Below are 18716 nucleotides of genomic sequence, written 5' to 3'. Positions count from 1 at the left end.
GACGGCTGGAACTCCCCACTTATACCCGCCGGGCCGTCCGTGGTTGCTTGTGCGGGCCACCGGGGGCCGATAAATTCACCGGCCGGTCCTTTTCTCCGGAGAAAAGAAAAAGCCATGAAAACGGTCTGCCTCAATATGATCGTCAAGGACGAGGCCCATGTGATCCGGCGCTGCCTGGAATCCGTGCGCCCGCTCGTCGACACCTGGTCCGTCCTTGACACCGGCTCGACCGACGGGACCCAGGAGATCGTCCGCGACACCCTCGCCGATCTGCCCGGAGCACTCCACGAGAGCCCGTGGAGAGGCTTCGACCTGTCCCGCACGGAGGCGATCGAACGCGCCCGGGACCGCGCCCGGTATCTGCTGTTCATCGACGCCGACGACGTGCTGGAGACCGACCCCGGCTTCACCCTGCCGGAGCTGACCCACGACTGCTACGACCTCCAGGTGCGGCACGGCCCGGTCGTCCACCGGCGCCCCTCGCTGGTGTCGGCCCGCCTGCCCTGGCGGTACGTCGGCGTGCTGCACGAGTACCTGGAGTGCGAGGAGCCGTTCAGCCGGGCCGTCCTGGACGGCGTCCGCATGGTCATCATGGGCGGCGGCGGACGGTCACAAATCAGCGACCGCCAGAAGTACCTGCGCGACGCCGCGGTCCTCAAGGACGGCCTCGCCAGGGAACCCACGAACGCCCGCTACGCCTTCTACCTCGCGCAGAGCTGGCGCGACGCCGGGGAACCGGCCAAGGCGCTCGCCGCCTACGACAGACGCGCCGCCATGGACGGCTTCGACGAGGAGGCGTTCTGCGCCCGCCTCTACGCGGCCCGTCTCGCCGTGACGCTCAGGCGCCGCCCGCCCGAAGTCGTCTCGCGCTTCCTGGAGGCCCACGAGTGCCGGCCGACCCGGGCCGAACCGCTCGGCGAACTCGCCCACTTCTGCCGCGTCCAGGGCGAACGCTGGCCACTCGCCCATCTGTTCGCGCGCCGCGCGGCGGAGCTCCCGCGGCCCGACGACATCCTCTTCGTCGAACAGGCCTGGTACGACTGGCGGGCCCTGGACGAACTGGCCGTGGCGGCCTACTGGACGGGCGCCTACCGCGAGTCCCTGGAGGCCTGCGAGCAGCTCCTGGACGGCGGCAGGCTCCCCGGGGAGCACCGTGAACGCGTCCTCGCCAACCGCGACTTCGCCCGCGGCAAGCTGTCCGTCGGCGCGCCCCGCTCCGAGCCGGCCGGGCGGACCACCGCGGGCCACCCGTAGCGGCGCCTGCCGGGCCACGCGTAGCGGCGCGGGCCTCCCGTAGCGGCGCGGGGACGGGAAAAGGGGCCCTCCCCGCGTGGGAAGGGCCCCTTTCTGGTCTCCGTCCGCCTCAGTGGGTGTGCGCGCCGCTGGGGGCGGGCGCCGCGTTCTTCACCGTGAGCGGGAGCAGCTGCTTGCCCGTGGGGCCGATCTGGATGTGCGTGTCCATGGCCGGGCACACACCGCAGTCGAAGCAGGGCGTCCAGCGGCAGTCCTCGACCTCGGTCTCGTCGAGGGCGTCCTGCCAGTCCTCCCAGAGCCAGTCCTTGTCGAGGCCCGAGTCGAGGTGGTCCCAGGGCAGGACCTCCTCGTAGGCCCGCTCGCGGGTGGTGTACCAGTCGACGTCGACGCCGAAGGGCTCCAGGGCCTTGTCGGCGCAGGCCATCCAGCGGTCGTAGGAGAAGTGCTCGCGCCAGCCGTCGAAGCGGCCGCCGTCGTCGTACACCGCACGGATGACGGCGCCGATGCGGCGGTCGCCGCGGGAGAGCAGGCCCTCGACGATGCCGGGCTTGCCGTCGTGGTAGCGGAAGCCGATCGAGCGGCCGTACTTCTTGTCGCCGCGGATCTTGTCGCGCAGCTTCTCGAGGCGCGCGTCCGTCTCCTCGGCCGACAGCTGCGGCGCCCACTGGAAGGGCGTGTGCGGCTTGGGCACGAAACCGCCGATCGACACCGTGCAGCGGATGTCGTTCGACCGGGAGACCTCACGGCCCTTGGCGATCACGTTCATCGCCATGTCGGCGATCTGCAGGACGTCGTCGTCGGTCTCGGTGGGCAGGCCGCACATGAAGTACAGCTTCACCTGGCGCCAGCCGTTGCCGTACGCCGTCGCGACCGTCCTGATCAGGTCCTCTTCGGAGACCATCTTGTTGATGACCTTGCGCATGCGCTCGGAGCCGCCCTCGGGCGCGAAGGTCAGGCCCGAGCGGCGGCCGTTGCGGGTCAGCTCGTTGGCCAGGTCGACGTTGAAGGCGTCCACGCGGGTCGAGGGCAGCGAGAGGCCGATCTTGTCCTCCTCGTAGCGATCGGCCAGGCCCTTGGCGACCTCGCCGATCTCCGAGTGGTCCGCGGAGGACAGCGACAGCAGGCCGACCTCCTCGAAGCCGGTCGCCTTCAGGCCCTTCTCCACCATCTCGCCGATGCCCGTGATGGAGCGCTCGCGCACCGGACGGGTGATCATGCCCGCCTGGCAGAAGCGGCAGCCGCGGGTGCAGCCGCGGAAGATCTCCACCGACATGCGCTCGTGGACCGTCTCGGCCAGCGGCACCAGCGGCTGCTTGGGGTACGGCCACTCGTCCAGGTCCATGACGGTGTGCTTGGACACCCGCCACGGCACACCGCTGCGGTTCGGCACGACACGGGCGATCCGGCCGTCCTGGAGGTACTCCACGTCGTAGAACCGCGGGATGTACACCGCGCCCGTCTTCGCGAGGCGGAGGAGGACCTCCTCGCGGCCGCCGGGACGGCCCTCCGCCTTCCACTCGCGGATGATCCTCGTCATGTCGAGCACGGCCTGCTCGCCGTCGCCGATGACCGCCGCGTCGATGAAGTCGGCGACCGGCTCCGGGTTGAAGGCCGCGTGACCGCCCGCCAGCACGATCGGGTCGTCGATCCCGCGGTCCTTCGACTCCAGCGGGATGCCCGCCAGGTCCAGCGCCGTCAGCATGTTGGTGTAGCCGAGCTCCGTGGAGAAGCTCAGGCCGAACACGTCGAAGGCGCCGACCGGCCGGTGGCTGTCCACGGTGAACTGCGGGACCCCGTGCTCACGCATGAGCGCCTCCAGGTCCGGCCACACGCTGTACGTGCGCTCGGCGAGGACGCCCTCCTGTTCGTTGAGCACCTCGTAGAGGATCATGACGCCCTGGTTGGGCAGCCCGACCTCGTACGCGTCGGGGTACATGAGCGCCCAGCGGACGTCACAGCTCTCCCACTCCTTGACGGTGGAATTGAGCTCGCCGCCCACGTACTGGATCGGCTTCTGCACATGCGGCAGCAGGGCTTCGAGCTGCGGGAAAACCGACTCGGCAGACATCGCGGAGGACCTTCGTGAGCAGACGGAACTGACAGGGGTGACCATCTAGCCTAACGCGACCGCCACCCCGGCCCGGCACGTCCGCACTTCCTGGCCCGCGCCCCGGCCGTCAGGACGCCCGGTACTCCGGCCCCCGCCGGCCCGCCCCGGCCCGCTCAGACCCGGGCGCCCGCCTTCGTCTCCGCCCACGCCTCGGGCAGCCGCGCCTCGTCGGTCGCCGCCCGCAGTTCCTCCCGCCCGTACAGCACCCCGTAGGTGAAGGAGCTCTCCCCTGCCGCCTGCGCCTGCGCGGCCAGTTCCCGCAGCGCCTCGCGGGCCATCACGCTGTCCTGGTGGTCGCCGAGGAGGTTCTGGAGGGACTTCATCGACTTCACCAGCCCCGCGGCGTCCGCGCCGAGCGCGGGGACGGCCGCCTCCGCCGAGTACCGGGTGCGCTTCGCCTTCTTGCGCGCCTCGTGCAGCGCGAGGTCGCGGTCGTGGCCTGGCGGCAGCTCCAGGGCCTGCTCCACGAGGACGGACAGCTTCGCGAGGTCCTTGCGCACGGCCTTGCCGATCACCTTCCCCGGAGCCCCGGCCGCCGCCTTCAGCAGCGGCGGATCGGCGATCAGCACATCCAGCGTGCCGAGCAGCTCCAGATACCGCTTCCCGTCCAGTACGGCGATCAGCCGCCGCCGCGATCCGCCGCGCCGGGCGTTGGTCCAGGTGCGCAGCCGCCCGCGCACCGGCCCGGCGAGCAGCGTGCGGGGCAGTTCGCCGAGGGCGGCGGTGATCCGCTCGGTGAGCACCTCCTGGTCCCGGTCGACGCCCAGCTCCCCCGCGAGCCACTTCAGTTCGTCGCCGATCGGGTCGGTGACGGAACGGTCGAGGACCGCACCGAAGGAACGGAAGGCGCTGCGCGTCCTGCGGGTGGCCACCCGCATGCTGTGCACGGAGTCGTACACATCACGCCGTACGGCGGGGTCCAGCTCCACGATCGCCGCGCGCTGGGCCCGCAGATACGCCAGGACGTGATCGCCGGCCGTGACGGGTTCGGCCGCTCTGCGCGCGCCCTTGGCCCGGCCCTTTCTCCTCGGAGCGGTCTCGGCGAGCGCGCGGGCCAGTTTCGAGGCGGACGACGACGGCCGAACGCCCGCCTTGCGCAGGCGCTTCTCCACCTTGTCGAGGAAGACCGGGTCACCGTCGTCGGCGAGTTCCACCTCGATCTCGGTCCACTGGGCCTCGCCGCCGCCCGCGGTGAGCCGCTCGGCGCGCACGGCGTCCACGCTGACCTCGGCCAGCAGCCGCCCCTCGGCGTCGGTCAGCTCGCGCACGTCCCGGTCGGAGCGCAGCCGGATCACCGGCTCCAGCTCGGCGTCGCGCACCCGCGAGCGCAGCAGCCCGGCGAGGACACGGGGCACGGTGTCGGCGAGCGGGGCCCGGATCTCGTCGCGCACCCCCGGCGCCACGGGGAACTTCAGATGCCAGCCCGCGTCGGAGCCGCCGGTGCGCCGGCGCAGCGTGATCGACGCCGCGTTCAGCCGTTCGTCGGCCGTGTCGTAGTAGGTGGCGTCCAGGTGCGCGACACCTTTGTCCACCACGGCCGCGACACCGGCGACGCCGGTCAGGTCGGGCAGGCCACTGTCGTCGGATTCGTACTTCCGCTCGATCTCGCGCTTTGTGTCCGCCATGACCTGAATCTAGTGCCCGGCGCGGCCGGACAACAGGGCACAACAGGCCCCGAAACGCCGGGGAAACGGAAGGTGACGGCCCCTTACGCCGACAACGGTCTCTGCACCCGGATGGACTGCAACAGCCCGACCGCCACCCACACCGCGAACATCGACGAGCCTCCGTACGACACGAACGGCAGCGGCAGACCGGTGACGGGCATGATCCCGAGGGTCATGCCGATGTTCTCGAAGGCCTGGAAGGCGAACCAGGCCACGATCCCCGCCGCCACGATCGTGCCGTACAGCTCGGTCGTCTCCCGGGCGATCCGGCAGGCCCGCCACAGCACCACGCCGAGCAGCACGATGATCAGGCCGCCGCCGACGAAGCCCAGCTCCTCGCCCGCGACCGTGAACACGAAGTCGGTCTGCTGCTCGGGCACGAACTGGCCGGTGGTCTGCGAGCCGTGGAAGAGGCCGGAGCCGGTCAGACCGCCGGAACCGATGGCGATCCGCGCCTGGTTGGTGTTGTAGCCGACGCCCGCCGGGTCGAGCTCGGGGTTGGCGAACGCGGCGAACCGGTTGATCTGGTACTCGTCGAGGACGCCGAGCTGCCAGATCGCCAGGGCGCCCAGGGTGCCCGTGCCCAGCAGGCCGAACACCCAGCGGTTGGAGGCGCCGGAGGCCAGCAGCACGCCCAGCACGATGATCACCATGACCATGACCGAGCCGAGGTCGGGCATCAGCAGCACGACCAGCATCGGCACCGCGGCCAGGCCGAGGGCCTGGAGCACCGTGCGGTGGTCGGGGTAGGGCTTGTCGCCCGCGTCGACTCTCGCCGCCAGCAGCATCGCCATGCCCAGGATGATCGTGATCTTCACGAACTCCGAGGGCTGGAGGGAGAAGCCGCCGCCGAGCACGATCCAGGAGTGCGCGCCGTTGACCGTGGAGCCCAGCGGGGTGAGCACCAGCAGGATCAGGAACACCGAGGCGCCGTACAGGACGGGCACGGCCGTGCGCAGGGTGCGGTGGCCGAGCCAGACCGTGCCGAGCATCAGGGCGAACCCGATGCCGGTGTTCATGAGGTGCCGGATCAGGAAGTAGTACTGGTCGCCCTGGTTGATCTCGGTGCGGTTGCGGGTGGCCGAGAAGACCAGCAACGAGCCGATCAGCGAGAGCGCGATCGCGGCCAGCAGTATCGGCCAGTCCAGCCGGCGGGCGAGCGAGTCGCGGGCGAGCAGCCGCGTCCAGCCGGCCCGCTCGGGTCCGTAGCCGGAGACCTGGAAGCTGTTGGCGCCGGTCATGAGCACTTCCTCCGGCCGGGGCGGCGGGTCCGCCGACGCCGTGTCTCGCGGTTGACGGTCTCCGGGGAGGCCACGGTCGCCGGCTGCTGTCCGTCCGCCGTGCCGGTGGCGTCGTCCGGGTTCGCGGCGACCGTCTCCACCGTCTGCTCGGCGGGCTTCTGGAACTTCTGCTGGTCCTTCGCCGGGTCCTTGGACACCTTCGGCGCGGTGATCGAGCCGTCCGAGCGGATCGTCGGCAGGTTCTGCTGCGGGGTCGGCAGCAGCGCGTTCTTCTTGCTGATGACGCCGTCGTCGGAGATGCCGTACAGCGCGTCGTACACGTTGCGCACGGCCGGTCCGGAGGCCCCGGAACCCGTACCACCCTGGGAGATCGTCATCACGATCGAGTAGTCCTTGGTGTACGTGGCGAACCAGGAGGTCGTCTGCTTGCCGTAGACCTCGGCCGTACCCGTCTTGGCGTGCATCGCGATCTTGTCCTGCGGCCAGCCGCCGAACCGCCAGGCCGCCGTACCGCGCGTGGCCACGCCGGCGAGGGCCTCGTCCATCTGAGCCAGCGTCGCCTTGTTCACCGGCAGCTTGCCGTGCGACTTGGGCTTGATCGGGGTGACCTTGCTGCCGTCGGCGCTGATGACCGCCTTGCCGACCGTCGGGTCGTACAGCGTGCCGCCGTTGGAGATGGCCGCGTAGATCGTCGCCATCTGGATCGGCGTCACAAGGGTGTCGCCCTGGCCGATGGAGTAGTTGATCTCGTCACCGGCGCGCATCTTGTTGCCCTCGAGGCAGTTCTCGTAGGAGATGCGCTCGACGTAGTCGCCGTCCTTCTTGCCGGTCTTGCACCAGGCGTCCTTGTTGGCCTTCCAGTAGTCCTGCTTCCACTGGCGGTCCGGGACGCGGCCGGTGACCTCGTTGGGCAGGTCGACACCGGTCTCCTCGCCCAGGCCGAACTGGTGGGCGGCCCGGAAGAACCAGTCGCTGGGCTTCTTCTTCGGGTCGATGCCGCCGTCCTTCTGCCACTGGGCGTGGGCCAGCTGGTAGTAGACGGTGTCGCAGGAGACCTCCAGGGCCCGGCCGAGGTCGATCGGGCCGTGGTTCTGGGACTCGAAGTTCTTGAAGACCTGGCCGCCGACGGAGTAGGAGCTGGAGCAGTTGTAGCGGCCGTCGAAGTCGTAGCCGGCCTGGACGGCGGCGGCCGTGGAGACCACCTTGAAGACGGAGCCGGGCGCCGCCTGGCCCTGGATGGCCCGGTTGAGCAGGGGGTAGTTGGAGTTCTTCCCGGTCAGCCGCCCGTAGTCCTTGGCGGAGATGCCGCCGACCCAGGCGTTGGGGTCGTAGGTCGGGTTGGACGCCATGGCGACGATCCGGCCGGTCCTGGACTCCATCACCACGATCGCGCCCGCGTCCGCCTTGTAGCGCTCCTGGGTGTTGCGGTCCCACTCCAGACGGGCCGCCTTCATCGCCTCGTTGAGCTCGAACTCGGCGACGCGCTGCACCCGGGCGTCGATGCTGGTGACCAGGTGGGAACCAGCCTGGGCGGGGTCCGCCTCGGCCTGGCCGATGACCCGGCCGAGGTTGTCGACCTCGTAGCGGGTGACGCCCGCCTTGCCGCGCAGCGCCTTGTCGTACTGCCGCTCCAGTCCGGAGCGGCCGACCTGGTCGGAGCGCAGGAACGGCGAGTCGGTGTCCTCGGCCTCCTGGATCTCCTCGTCGGTGACCGGAGAGAGGTAGCCGAGCACCTGCGCGGTGTTGGACTTGCCCGGCGCCGGGTAGCGGCGGACGGCCTGCGGCTCCGCGGTGATGCCGGGGAAGTCCTCGGCGCGCTCACGGATCTGCAGGGCCTGGCGCGCGGTGGCCTCGTCGGTGATGGGGATCGGCTGGTACGGCGAGCCGTTCCAGCAGGGCTGCGGGGTCTCGGAGTCGCACAGCCGGACCTTCTCCTTGACCTCCTTCGGCCGCATGCCGAGCACGCCCGCGAGCTTGGTGAGGACGGCGTCGCCGTCGTCGGGCATCTTCAGCAGCTCGGTGCGGGAGGCGGAGACGACCAGCCGGGTCTCGTTGTCCGCGAGGGGAACGCCGCGCGCGTCCAGGATCGAGCCGCGCACGGCGGGCTGGACGACCTGCTGGACGTGGTTCCCGGAGGCCTCCTTGGCGTAGGCCTCGCCCTCCCGGATCTGGAGGTACCACAGGCGCCCGCCGAGCGTGCCGAGCAGCGAGAGGACGAGGATCTGGATGACGACGAGCCGGATCTGGACACGTGGGGTCCGCCCGGTCTCGGGAATGTTGGTCACTGCTGCCTCCCCCTCTCAGGCTGCGTGCGCGAAGGCTGCGTGCGCGAAGGCTGCGTGCGCGAAAGCCGGTGCGACGACAACGGGTGCGTATGTGCGGACGGGCGACGACGGTCTGCGGCCGCCGGGAACCGGCCCGCGCACCACGGACACCGGTCCGCGAACCACGGACACCGGTCCGAGCCCGAAGGCCACCGGCCCGGGCCCCTGCACCACCGGCCCCGGCCCGCTCACGAGTGATGAACGAAAGGCCCCCGCGCCGCGGTTCCGGCCCGGTTCCCCCGTCCGGGTGAACTCCGCCGTGCTCACAGCCGCTTGACCCCCTTGATGCGCCCGGCGCGTGCCGTGCGGGCGCGGGCCGCCTTCACCTTGAGGCCGCCGAGTCCCCCGCGCTGGCTGCCGATCCGCAGCCCGGTGCCGGAGGACAGCCAGCCGGAGGAGATGTCCGCCGACTTCGTGCCCGAGCCCGACTCGACGAGCGGGTCGTTGTCCGCCCGGCGGGCCAGCGCCATGACGCCCGGCACCACGAAGGGCGCCAGCAGCAGGTCGTACAGCGCGGCGGTGAACAGCAGGCTGGGCAGGCCCACATGGCGGGCCGCGGTGTCGCCGACGAGGGCGCCGACACCGGCGTACAGCAGGGTCGTGCCGACGGCGGCGACGGCGACGACGGCCAGCGGGCCGGTCGCCGACTTCAGCCGGCCGTTCTCGGGCCTGACCAGGCCCGCCAGATAGCCGATGACGCACAGCACGAGCGCGTAGCGGCCGACCGCGTGGTCGGCGGGCGGGGCGAGGTCGGAGAGCAGTCCGGCGCCGAAGCCGACGAGGGCGCCGCCGACATGGCCGTAGACCAGTGCCAGGCCGAGGACGGTGAGCAGCACCAGGTCGGGCACCGCGCCCGGGAGGTGCAGCCGGGCCAGCACGCTGACCTGGAGGACCAGGGCGACGACGACCAGGGTGACGGAGAGCAGGATCCGGTTGAAACGCATCGAGTTCAGCTCCCCTACTGCTGCTGCTCTTGCTGGAACTGGCCGTCGGCCGGCGCGGACGGCGTGACGGTCACCGTCACGGTCGGCGTCGGGGTGGGCCTGGGCTTGGCCGGGAGCACGGTGTCGCGCGGATCCTTTACGGGTGCCTGGACGACGACGCCGACGATGTCGAGCTTGGTGAAGCCGACGTACGGCGTGACGTACAGGGTGCGGGTCAGGCCGCCGCCTGAGGGGTCGACGCGGGAGACCACGCCGACGGGTACGCCGGGCACGAAGGGCCGGTCGGCCTGGGAGCCGAAGGTGACCAGGCGGTCGCCCTTCTTGATCTCGGCCTTGCCGTTGAGCAGTTCGACGCGCAGCGGGCGGTCGCCCTGTCCGGAGGCGAAGCCGAGTTCGTCGGAGCCCTCCATACGGGTGCCGACGGTGAAGTCGGGGTCGTTGGCGAGCAGCACGGTCGAGGCGTCGGGGCCGACCGTGGTGACGCGGCCGACGAGGCCGTCGCCGTTGAGGACGGTCATGTCGCGCCTGATGCCGTCGTTGGCGCCGATGTCGATAGTGATGGTCCAGGAGAAGCCCTGGGCCGCTCCTATCGCGATGACCTCGGCGCCCTTGATGCCGTACTGACCCTCGCCGGCCACCTTCAGCATGCGGTCGAGCTGGCGCAGCCGGCTGCGGTTGCGGTCGTCGGAGCCGAGCCGGGCCTTGAGCGCGGCGTTCTCCTTCTCCAGTGCGGCGACGCGGTCGTGGCGTTCACCGGAGTCGCGGACGGCGGCGACGGCGTTGCCGACCGGGTCGACCGCGGAGGCGACGCCGTTCTCGATCGGGCCGAAGACGGAGGCCGCGGCCTGGCGGGCACCGTCGACCGGCGAGTCCTCCCCACCACGGATGTCCACCGTGATCAGTGCGAACGCGATGGCAACCAGCAGCACCAGGAGCAGCCGGCTCTCTCGTGTGTCCCTCACGTGCGGCGGCCGTGCCCTTCCTCGATCGGAATTCGGGTAGCCCCTGGGGAAATCCGAGGGGCTCGTTTTGTGGCAGCTTATGCCTCTATATCAACGATCCGCCGTACGAGAGGAGATCATCTCGTACGGCGGAATCGAAGAGTTACGTCATCTGCGCGGCTGGGCGTCCAGAACCTGCTGGAGCGCCTCGAACTCCTCGACGCACTTTCCGGAACCGAGCGCCACGCTGTCCAGCGGGTCCTCGGCGATGTGGATCGGCATACCGGTCTCCCGGCGCAGCCGCTCGTCCAGCCCGCGCAGCAGGGCTCCGCCGCCGGTCAGAACGATTCCGCGGTCCATGATGTCGCCGGAGAGCTCCGGCGGGCACTTGTCCAGCGTCGTCTTCACGGCGTCGACGATGGCGTTGACGGGTTCCTCGATCGCCTTGCGCACTTCGGCGGCGGAGATGACGACGGTCTTGGGCAGCCCGGAGACGAGGTCCCGGCCGCGGATCTCGGTGTGCTCGTCGGCGTCGAGGTCGTACGCCGAACCGATCGTGATCTTGATCTGTTCGGCCGTGCGCTCGCCCAGCAGAAGGGAGTACTCCTTCTTGATGTGCTGGATGATCGCGTTGTCCAGCTCGTCGCCCGCGACCCGGATCGACTGGGCGGTGACGATGCCGCCGAGGGAGATGACCGCGACCTCCGTGGTGCCGCCGCCGATGTCCACCACCATGTTGCCCGTGGCCTCGTGGACCGGCAGGCCGGAACCGATGGCCGCGGCCATGGGCTCCTCGATGATGTGCACCTGACGGGCGCCGGCCTGGGACGACGCCTCGATGACGGCGCGGCGCTCGACGCCCGTGATGCCCGAGGGCACACAGACGACGACCCGCGGCCGGGCCAGATACCGCCGCTTGTGGATCTTCAGGATGAAGTAGCGGAGCATCCGCTCGGTGATCTCGAAGTCGGCGATCACGCCGTCCTTCAGCGGCCGCACGGCGACGATGTTGCCGGGCGTACGGCCGATCATCTTCTTCGCTTCGGCGCCGACCGCGAGGATGCCACCGGTGTTGGTGTTGATCGCGACGACGGACGGCTCGTTGAGTACGATCCCGCGACCCCTGACGTACACCAGCGTGTTGGCGGTCCCGAGGTCGACAGCCATGTCACGGCCGATGAACGACATTGAGTTCCCCATCAGGATTCGTCTGGCCTTCCCGCTGGCTTTTGAGGGCTTGTCAGGTCGGCACGGTGGGTGCTGTGACGTGAAGTGCTTCCATCGTAGACGCGCTTTCACGGACCCTGCGTGAGGGTCATTGCCATTGTCAGCAGATGATGTGCGGGTTCGCTTCTGGAGACGGGCGTTCGGGGACTCTCGTTCCCTCGATCGCCGCCCCCATGCCAGAAAAGTCCGGGGCGTCGCCCCGGACTTTCCAAGCGGCTTGCGGCGAAGAGTACGCCGTTACGCGCGCCCGGGGAAGAAGATCTTGACCTCGCGCTCGGCGGACTCCTCGGAGTCGGACGCGTGGATCAGGTTCTCCCGGACGATCACACCGAAATCGCCCCGGATGGAGCCGGGCGCGGCGGCGATCGGGTCGGTCGGACCGGCCAGCTGGCGCACGCCCTCGATGACCCGCTCACCCTCGACGATCAGGGCGACGACCGGACCGGACAGCATGAACTCGACCAGCGGCTCGTAGAAGGGGCGGCCGACGTGCTCCGCGTAGTGCGTCTCCAGCGTGGCCCGCTCCAGGTTCCGCTGCTCCAGCGCGGTGATCGACCAGCCGGCCTTGCGCTCGATACGGCTGATGATCTCGCCGGTCAGGCCGCGACGGACGGCGTCCGGCTTGAGGAGGACGAGGGTGCGCTGGGTCACGACGGGACTCCTTCATACCTACAGGTGTGCGGTGTCACGAGGCTACAGGGCGCACCCCCGCGCCCGTTACGCAGCGTCAGGCTGGGAGGGTCCGCCCTCCGCCGCGAACCGCGCCTTCGCCTCGTCGACCTTCCGGCCGAAGTGCACCGACGCCCACCACAGGGCCGCGAACATCAGGCCCAGGACGTACATCAGCGGGACGAAGAAGCCGGAGGCGATCAGCCCGAGCTGGAGCGCCCAGCCGAGGGCGACGCCGCCCGGCCGGGTCACCAGGCCGCACAGCAGCAGGCTGAGGAGCATGGCAGTACCACTGACCGTCCAGACCGTCGCCATGGACAGGTCCGGGTCCTTCATCGCGACCAGAGCGGCGAAGCCGATCACGAAGAACTCGCCGATCAGGGTCGAGGAGCACAGCGTACGCATCGGAGGGTTCAGCCCTTCCCCAGGAGCAGGCGGGCCTCGCCCACCGTGATGACGGAACCGGTGACCAGGACGCCACCGCCGGCGAACTCGCCCTCCTCCTCGGCCAGCGTGATCGCGGCCTCCAGAGCGTCGGGCAGCCGCGGCTCGACCTGGACGCGCTCCTCGCCGAAGACCTCCACGGCGATCGCGGCCAGTTCGTCGGCGTCCATCGCGCGATGGCTGGAGTTCTGCGTGACGACGATCTCCGCGAAGACCGGCTCGAACGCCTCCAGCAGCCCGCGCACGTTCTTGTCGCCGCTCGCCCCGACCACACCGATGAGCCGGCTGAAGTCGAAGGCCTCCCCGATCGCCTCGGCGGTCACCCGGGCGCCCGCGGGGTTGTGGGCGGCGTCCAGCACGACGGTCGGCGAGCGGCGCACGACCTCCAGCCGGCCCGGCGAGGACACGGCCGCGAACGCCTTGCGCACGGTGTCGATGTCCAGCGGCTCGGCCCGCAGCGCCCCGACGCCGAAGAACGCCTCGACCGCGGCGAGCGCCACGGCGGCGTTGTGCGCCATGTGCGCGCCGTGCAGCGGCAGGTACACCTCCTGGTACTCACCGCCCAGCCCGCGCAGGGTGAGCATCTGGCCGCCGACGGCGACCTGCCGGGAGACGACGCCGAACTCGAGGCCCTCACGGGCGACCGTGGCGTCCACCTCGACGGCCTTCTTCAGCAGCACCTGCGCCGCGTCGACCGGCTGCTGGGCCATGATCACACCGGCGTCCTGCTTGATGATGCCGGCCTTCTCCCCCGCGATCTCGGCGGGCGTCTCGCCCAGCCGGTCGGTGTGGTCGAGGTCGATCGGCGTCACGACGGCCACGTCCCCGTCGATGACGTTGGTGGCGTCCCAGGAGCCGCCCATGCCGACCTCGACGACCGCCACGTCGACCGGCGCGTCCGCGAAGGCGGCGTAGGCCATGCCGGTGAGGACCTCGAAGAAGGAGAGCCGGTACTCCTGCTGGGCGTCGACCATCTCGACGTACGGCTTGATGTCGTTGTACGTCTCGATGAACCGCTCGGCCTGGATCGGGGCGCCGTCCAGGCTGATGCGCTCGGTGATCGACTGCACGTGCGGGGAGGTGTAGCGGCCGGTGCGCAGTTCGAAGGCGCCGAGCAGGGCCTCGATCATGCGGGCCGTCGACGTCTTGCCGTTGGTGCCCGTGATGTGGATCGACGGGTACGACCGCTGCGGCTCGCCCAGGACGTCCATCAGCGCGGCGATACGGCTGACGGAGGGCTCCAGCTTGGTCTCGCCCCAGCGGGTGGCGAGGTCCGCCTCGACCTCGCGCAGGGCCTTGTCGACCTCGGGGTCCTCGGGGCGCGCGGGTACGTCGGCCTGCGGCCGGCCGCCCTGGGTGCGCAGGGTGCGGCTGCCGGCCTCGATGACCGCGAGGTCGGGGTCGCGGTCGGTCTCGGCCTCGACGATCTCGTCGAAGGAGTCGAAGGGGTCGGGCTGGTCGTCGCTGGGGTGGGTCACGGTGCCCAGTCTACGGAGCGGGGGTGACATCGCGGGCGGGGGCTTGAGTGTGCCTTGTGCCTCCGGCGGGGAGGCCGTGAGCCCACGTAGTGGGGAGCTTCTGCCGTCCGGCGGGCGCGGGTGCGTCGTGACTTGTCGCGCCCACGCGGCGGAGCCGCATATCGATACAGCCCCGCGCCCCTTGAGGGACGCGCAGGGCCCCGGCGTTGTGCAACGCCGGGGCCCGCGTGACCTCCGCTTGCGCAGAGACTGCTGAGTCTTGTCCTTATCGGCTGCCGCCAGGTCCGGACCACCTCCGCTCTCGCGGAGACGAGTGGCGATCAGCCCACCGGCAGGCCGGCCAGCTGGTTCTCGATCCGCGCGATGTCCTCGTCCGCCTTGGCCAGGCGGGTGCGGATCTTCTCCACCACCTGGTCGGGTGCCTTCGCCAGGAAAGCCTCATTGCCCAGCTTGGCCACGGCCTGCTGACGCTCCTTCTGCGCCGCCGCGAGGTCCTTCGCGAGGCGCTTGCGCTCCGCGGCCACGTCGATGGTGCCGGAGAGGTCCAGCGCCACCTCGGCGCCGCCGATCGGCAGGGTCGCCGTCGCCGTGAACGCGTCGCCCTCCGGCTGCAGGCGCAGCAGCTGGCGGATGGCGGCCTCATGCGGGGCGAGGGCGGTGCCGTCGAGGGTGAGGCGGGCCGGGACGCGCTGGCCGGGCTGGAGGCCCTGGTCGGCGCGGAAGCGGCGGACCTCGGTGACGACCCGCTGGAGGTTCTCGATCTCCGCCTCGGCGGCGTCGTCGCGGAAGCCGCTGTCGGCGGGCCACTCGGCGACGACGATCGACTCGCCGCCGGTCAGCGTGGTCCACAGCGTCTCGGTGACGAACGGCATCACCGGGTGCAGCAGACGCATCAGGACGTCGAGGACCTCGCCGAGGACCCGGCCGGAGGCCTTGGCGCCCTCGCCGCCCGCCATGAACGTGGTCTTGGAGAGCTCCACGTACCAGTCGAAGACCTCGTCCCATGCGAAGTGGTACAGCGCCTCGCTGAGCTTGGCGAACTGGAAGTCGTCGTAGAACGCGTCGACCTGGGCGACCGTCTTGTTCAGCCGGGACAGGATCCAGCGGTCGGTGGCGGACAGCTGCTCGGCCGGGGGCAGCTCGCCCTCGATCGTGGCGCCGTTCATCATCGCGAAGCGCGTGGCGTTCCAGATCTTGTTGGCGAAATTCCGGGACGCCTGGACCCAGTCCTCTCCGATCGGCACGTCGGTGCCGGGGTTGGCGCCCTTGGCGAGGGTGAAGCGGACGGCGTCGGAGCCGTACTTGTCCATCCAGTCCAGCGGGTCGACCACGTTGCCGAAGGACTTCGACATCTTCTTGCCGCGCTCGTCGCGGACCAGGCCGGTGAGGGCGATGGTCCTGAACGGGACCTCGCCGTCCATGGCGTACAGGCCGAACATCATCATCCGGGCGACCCAGAAGAAGATGATGTCGTGGCCGGTGAGCAGGACGTCGGTGGAGTAGAACTTCTCCAGGTCCGGGGTCTTCTCCGGCCAGCCGAGGGTGGAGAACGGCCACAGGCCGGAGGAGAACCAGGTGTCCAGGACGTCGGTGTCCTGGTGCCAGCCCTCGCCCGTCGGCGGCTGCTCGTCGGGGCCGACGCAGACGATCTCGCCGTCCGGGCCGTACCAGATCGGGATGCGGTGGCCCCACCAGAGCTGGCGCGAGATGCACCAGTCGTTCATGTTGTCGACCCAGTCGAAGTAGCGCTTCGACAGGTCGACCGGGTGGATGGCGACCCGGCCGTCACGGACCGCGTCACCGGCGGCCTGGGCGAGCGGGGCGACCTTGACCCACCACTGCATCGACAGGCGCGGCTCGACCGTGGTCTTGCAGCGCGAGCAGTGGCCGACCGAGTGCATGTACGGGCGCTTCTCGGCGACGATCCGGCCCTGCGAGCGCAGCGCGCCGACGACGGCGGAGCGCGCCTCGAAGCGGTCCAGGCCGAGGAAGGGGCCGTGGACGGTGATCACGCCGTGCTCGTCCATGATCGTCATGGCGGGCAGGCCGTGGCGCTGGCCGATCGCGAAGTCGTTCGGGTCGTGCGCCGGGGTCACCTTGACGGCGCCGGTGCCGAACTCCGGGTCGACGTGGGTGTCGGCGACGACCGGGATGGTGCGGTCGGTCAGCGGGAGCTTGATCTGCTTGCCGACGAGGTGCTGGTAGCGCTCGTCGTCGGGGTGGACGGCGACGGCGGTGTCACCGAGCATCGTCTCCGCGCGCGTGGTCGCGACGACGAGGGAGTCGTCGCCCTCGCCGTAGCGGATGGAGACCAGCTCGCCGGCGTCCTCCTGGTACTCCACCTCGATGTCGGAGATGGCGGTCAGACAGCGCGGGCACCAGTTGATGATGCGCTCGGCGCGGTAGATCAGCTCGTCGTCGTAGAGCTTCTTGAAGATGGTCTGGACGGCCTTGGACAGGCCCTCGTCCATGGTGAAGCGCTCACGGGACCAGTCGACACCGTCGCCGAGGCGGCGCATCTGGCCGAGGATCTTGCCGCCGTACTCCTCCTTCCACTGCCAGACCCGCTCGACGAACTCCTCGCGGCCCAGGTCGTGGCGGGACTTGCCCTCCTCGGCGAGCTGCTGCTCGACCTTGTTCTGGGTGGCGATACCGGCGTGGTCCATGCCGGGCAGCCACAGGGACTCGTAGCCCTGCATGCGCTTGCGGCGGGTGAGGGCGTCCATCAGCGTGTGCTGGAAGGCGTGGCCCAGGTGGAGCGAACCGGTGACGTTCGGCGGCGGGATGACGATGGTGTAGGCGGGCTTGTCGCTGCCCGCGTCGGCGGTGAAGTACCCCTTGTCCACCCAGCGCTCGTACAGCGTCCCCTCTACCTCGGCCGGCGCGTACTGGGTCGGCAGTTCGGTGGTGGGCGCTGGTGGCTGCTGCTGAGTGTTGTCGGTCACGGGCCCAGTTTAGGGGTGTCACGGGGCCGTCCCGAAACGCGATTCCTTTGTAACGGTGCCGACCCCGATGCTCTGGGTACCGCGCGCCTGCGTCAGGATGTCGGAGACGCATAAGTATCTGGAGGGGAACCCAGTAATGAGCTACAACCAGCCGGGCCCGTACGGCGGGCAGCCTCAGCAGCCGGGCCCGTACGGCCAGCAGCCCCCGCAGCCTGGCCCCTACGGCCAGCAGCCGCAGGCGCCGCAGCCCGGCTACGGGTACCCCCAGCAGCCCGCTCCGCCGCAGCCGGGTTACGGCTACCCGCAGCAGCCGGTGCCCCCGCAGCAGGGCTACGGCCAGCAGCCGCCCTACGGCCAGGCTCCTTATGGCGTCCCCCAGCCCCCGGCCCCCGGCGGCGGCAAGAAGAAGACCGGTCTCATCATCGGCGCGGTCGCGGTCGTCGCGGCCATCGCGGTCGGCGCGTACTTCGTCCTCGCCGGCAGCAACGGCGGGAGCTCGGACATCGCGGACGACGGCCCGCACAAGCTCACGACGCCCGAGACCGTCCTGACGGAGTACAAGAAGGACGACAGCGAGTCCGACTCCATGACGAAGGACGACGTCAAGGACGCCGAGAAGTGGGGTGTGAAGAACCCCACCGACGTCAGTGCCCAGTACGTCGCGGGCAACGAGGACAACCCGCTCTCCCAGAAGATGCTCAGCTTCGGCGGCGTCTACGGAGAGATCGAGGACCCCGAGAAGGTCGTCGACGCCTTCCTCGCGTACATGAAGAAGGACGCGAACAAGGAAGAGGGCATGAAGGTCACCATGGTCGGTGAGCCCAAGGCGTACGACAACGCCGAGGGTGCGGTCCTCAAGTGCCAGGACGCCAAGATGGAGCCGGGCGACACCGAGTCGGGAGGCCCCAAGGAGATGCACGTCACCTACTGCGCCTGGGGGGACCACAGCACCCTCGGCCTGGTGGCACCCATCGAACTCGCGAACCTCGCCTCGGAGAAGGCGCCGGACCCGGCCGCTGCCGCCGAGATCACGGCCAAGTTCCGCGAGGAAATCCGCGTCAAGGCCTGACACCAGCGCACGCAACGGGGCGGGGCTCCCGGGTCGACACGACCTGGGAGCCCCGCCCTTCTTCATGCCCGCTCAGGCACGCACGCAGGCTTCGAGCGCGTGGTTCGCGCGAACGCCGATGCCGATGAGGCGGGTCTGACAGGTGATCTTGTCAGCGAGCGACTCCACGTTGTCGCAGGCTGCCCTGACGCGCGGGCCGACTGTGTAACCCTTGCCGCTCAGGTAGTTGACGCAGTCGATCTGGTCTGCCTGGGCGGGAGCAGCCGTCACCAGCGGTACGACTCCGGCGGCCGCGACCACGCCGAGTGCCACGATGGCACGCCTGATCTTCATGACTGTTCCTCCCGTTTCACACCTGATCACACGAACTGGTGATCGATTTGGTCGGGAGTCACTAGATCAC

The 18716-nt window shown here is 70.1% G+C and carries 14 protein-coding genes; 2 read left to right on the top strand and 12 right to left on the bottom strand.

Annotated elements, in window-relative coordinates:
• The first annotated feature begins 114 nt into the window (after window positions 1-114).
• Window positions 115-1254, top strand: a complete 1140-nt coding sequence (locus ACZ6SQ_RS11070; RefSeq protein WP_469559307.1) for a tetratricopeptide repeat-containing glycosyltransferase — start codon at window positions 115-117, stop codon at window positions 1252-1254.
• A 109-nt stretch (window positions 1255-1363) separates the two neighbouring features.
• On the opposite strand, the gene ACZ6SQ_RS11065 is transcribed toward ACZ6SQ_RS11070, so the two are convergent.
• The 11 genes from ACZ6SQ_RS11065 to ACZ6SQ_RS11015 all read right to left on the bottom strand — a co-directional run bounded on the left by ACZ6SQ_RS11065 (window position 1364) and on the right by ACZ6SQ_RS11015 (window position 17244).
• The gene (locus ACZ6SQ_RS11065) at window positions 1364-3322 is read right to left on the bottom strand and encodes a TIGR03960 family B12-binding radical SAM protein (RefSeq protein WP_469559304.1); all 1959 of its coding nucleotides are present in this window, start codon (window positions 3320-3322) and stop codon (window positions 1364-1366) included.
• 155 nt (window positions 3323-3477) lie between these two features.
• The gene (locus tag ACZ6SQ_RS11060; RefSeq protein ID WP_469559301.1) at window positions 3478-4989 is read right to left on the bottom strand and encodes a CYTH and CHAD domain-containing protein; all 1512 of its coding nucleotides are present in this window, start codon (window positions 4987-4989) and stop codon (window positions 3478-3480) included.
• An 83-nt stretch (window positions 4990-5072) separates the two neighbouring features.
• The gene (gene rodA, locus ACZ6SQ_RS11055) at window positions 5073-6272 is read right to left on the bottom strand and encodes a rod shape-determining protein RodA (protein WP_469559298.1); all 1200 of its coding nucleotides are present in this window, start codon (window positions 6270-6272) and stop codon (window positions 5073-5075) included.
• The gene (gene mrdA, locus ACZ6SQ_RS11050; protein ID WP_469559296.1) at window positions 6269-8557 is read right to left on the bottom strand and encodes a penicillin-binding protein 2; all 2289 of its coding nucleotides are present in this window, start codon (window positions 8555-8557) and stop codon (window positions 6269-6271) included. The genes rodA and mrdA overlap by 4 nt, the downstream gene beginning before the upstream one ends.
• A 302-nt stretch (window positions 8558-8859) precedes the next feature.
• Entirely contained in the window at window positions 8860-9540 is a 681-nt protein-coding gene (gene mreD / locus ACZ6SQ_RS11045; RefSeq protein ID WP_469559294.1) for a rod shape-determining protein MreD, read from the bottom strand.
• A gap of 14 nt (window positions 9541-9554) precedes the next feature.
• Entirely contained in the window at window positions 9555-10502 is a 948-nt protein-coding gene (gene mreC / locus ACZ6SQ_RS11040) for a rod shape-determining protein MreC (protein WP_469559291.1), read from the bottom strand.
• Between the two features lie 147 nt (window positions 10503-10649).
• Window positions 10650-11669: a rod shape-determining protein gene (locus tag ACZ6SQ_RS11035; protein ID WP_004931372.1), complete on the bottom strand. Its 1020-nt coding sequence runs from the start codon at window positions 11667-11669 to the stop codon at window positions 10650-10652.
• Between the two features lie 276 nt (window positions 11670-11945).
• The gene (gene ndk / locus ACZ6SQ_RS11030; RefSeq protein ID WP_469559289.1) at window positions 11946-12359 is read right to left on the bottom strand and encodes a nucleoside-diphosphate kinase; all 414 of its coding nucleotides are present in this window, start codon (window positions 12357-12359) and stop codon (window positions 11946-11948) included.
• A 66-nt stretch (window positions 12360-12425) separates the two neighbouring features.
• Window positions 12426-12782, bottom strand: a complete 357-nt coding sequence (locus tag ACZ6SQ_RS11025) for a DUF4233 domain-containing protein (protein WP_389320646.1) — start codon at window positions 12780-12782, stop codon at window positions 12426-12428.
• An 8-nt stretch (window positions 12783-12790) separates the two neighbouring features.
• Window positions 12791-14329 carry a bifunctional tetrahydrofolate synthase/dihydrofolate synthase gene (gene folC, locus ACZ6SQ_RS11020; RefSeq protein ID WP_469559285.1) on the bottom strand — a complete coding sequence of 513 codons (1539 nt, stop codon included), beginning with the start codon at window positions 14327-14329 and terminating at the stop codon, window positions 12791-12793.
• A gap of 290 nt (window positions 14330-14619) precedes the next feature.
• On the bottom strand, window positions 14620-17244 hold the full coding sequence (locus ACZ6SQ_RS11015; RefSeq protein ID WP_469559282.1) for a valine--tRNA ligase: 2625 nt from the start codon (window positions 17242-17244) through the stop codon (window positions 14620-14622).
• A gap of 136 nt (window positions 17245-17380) precedes the next feature.
• Here ACZ6SQ_RS11015 and ACZ6SQ_RS11010 point away from each other — a divergent pair, with 136 nt between their 5' ends.
• Window positions 17381-18313 (top strand): hypothetical protein, encoded by a 933-nt coding sequence (locus tag ACZ6SQ_RS11010; protein ID WP_469559278.1) that lies wholly within the window; start codon window positions 17381-17383, stop codon window positions 18311-18313.
• Between the two features lie 72 nt (window positions 18314-18385).
• Here ACZ6SQ_RS11010 and ACZ6SQ_RS11005 read toward each other — a convergent pair whose 3' ends face one another.
• A complete protein-coding gene (locus ACZ6SQ_RS11005; protein ID WP_469559275.1) occupies window positions 18386-18646 on the bottom strand; it encodes a hypothetical protein in 261 nt (86 codons plus the stop codon).
• Between the last annotated feature and the right edge of the window lie 70 nt (window positions 18647-18716).

Source organism: Streptomyces sp. NPDC048600, from assembly GCF_055587025.1.
Note: the sequence above shows the minus strand (reverse complement) of the source record. Positions and strands in the feature narration are given on the sequence as shown.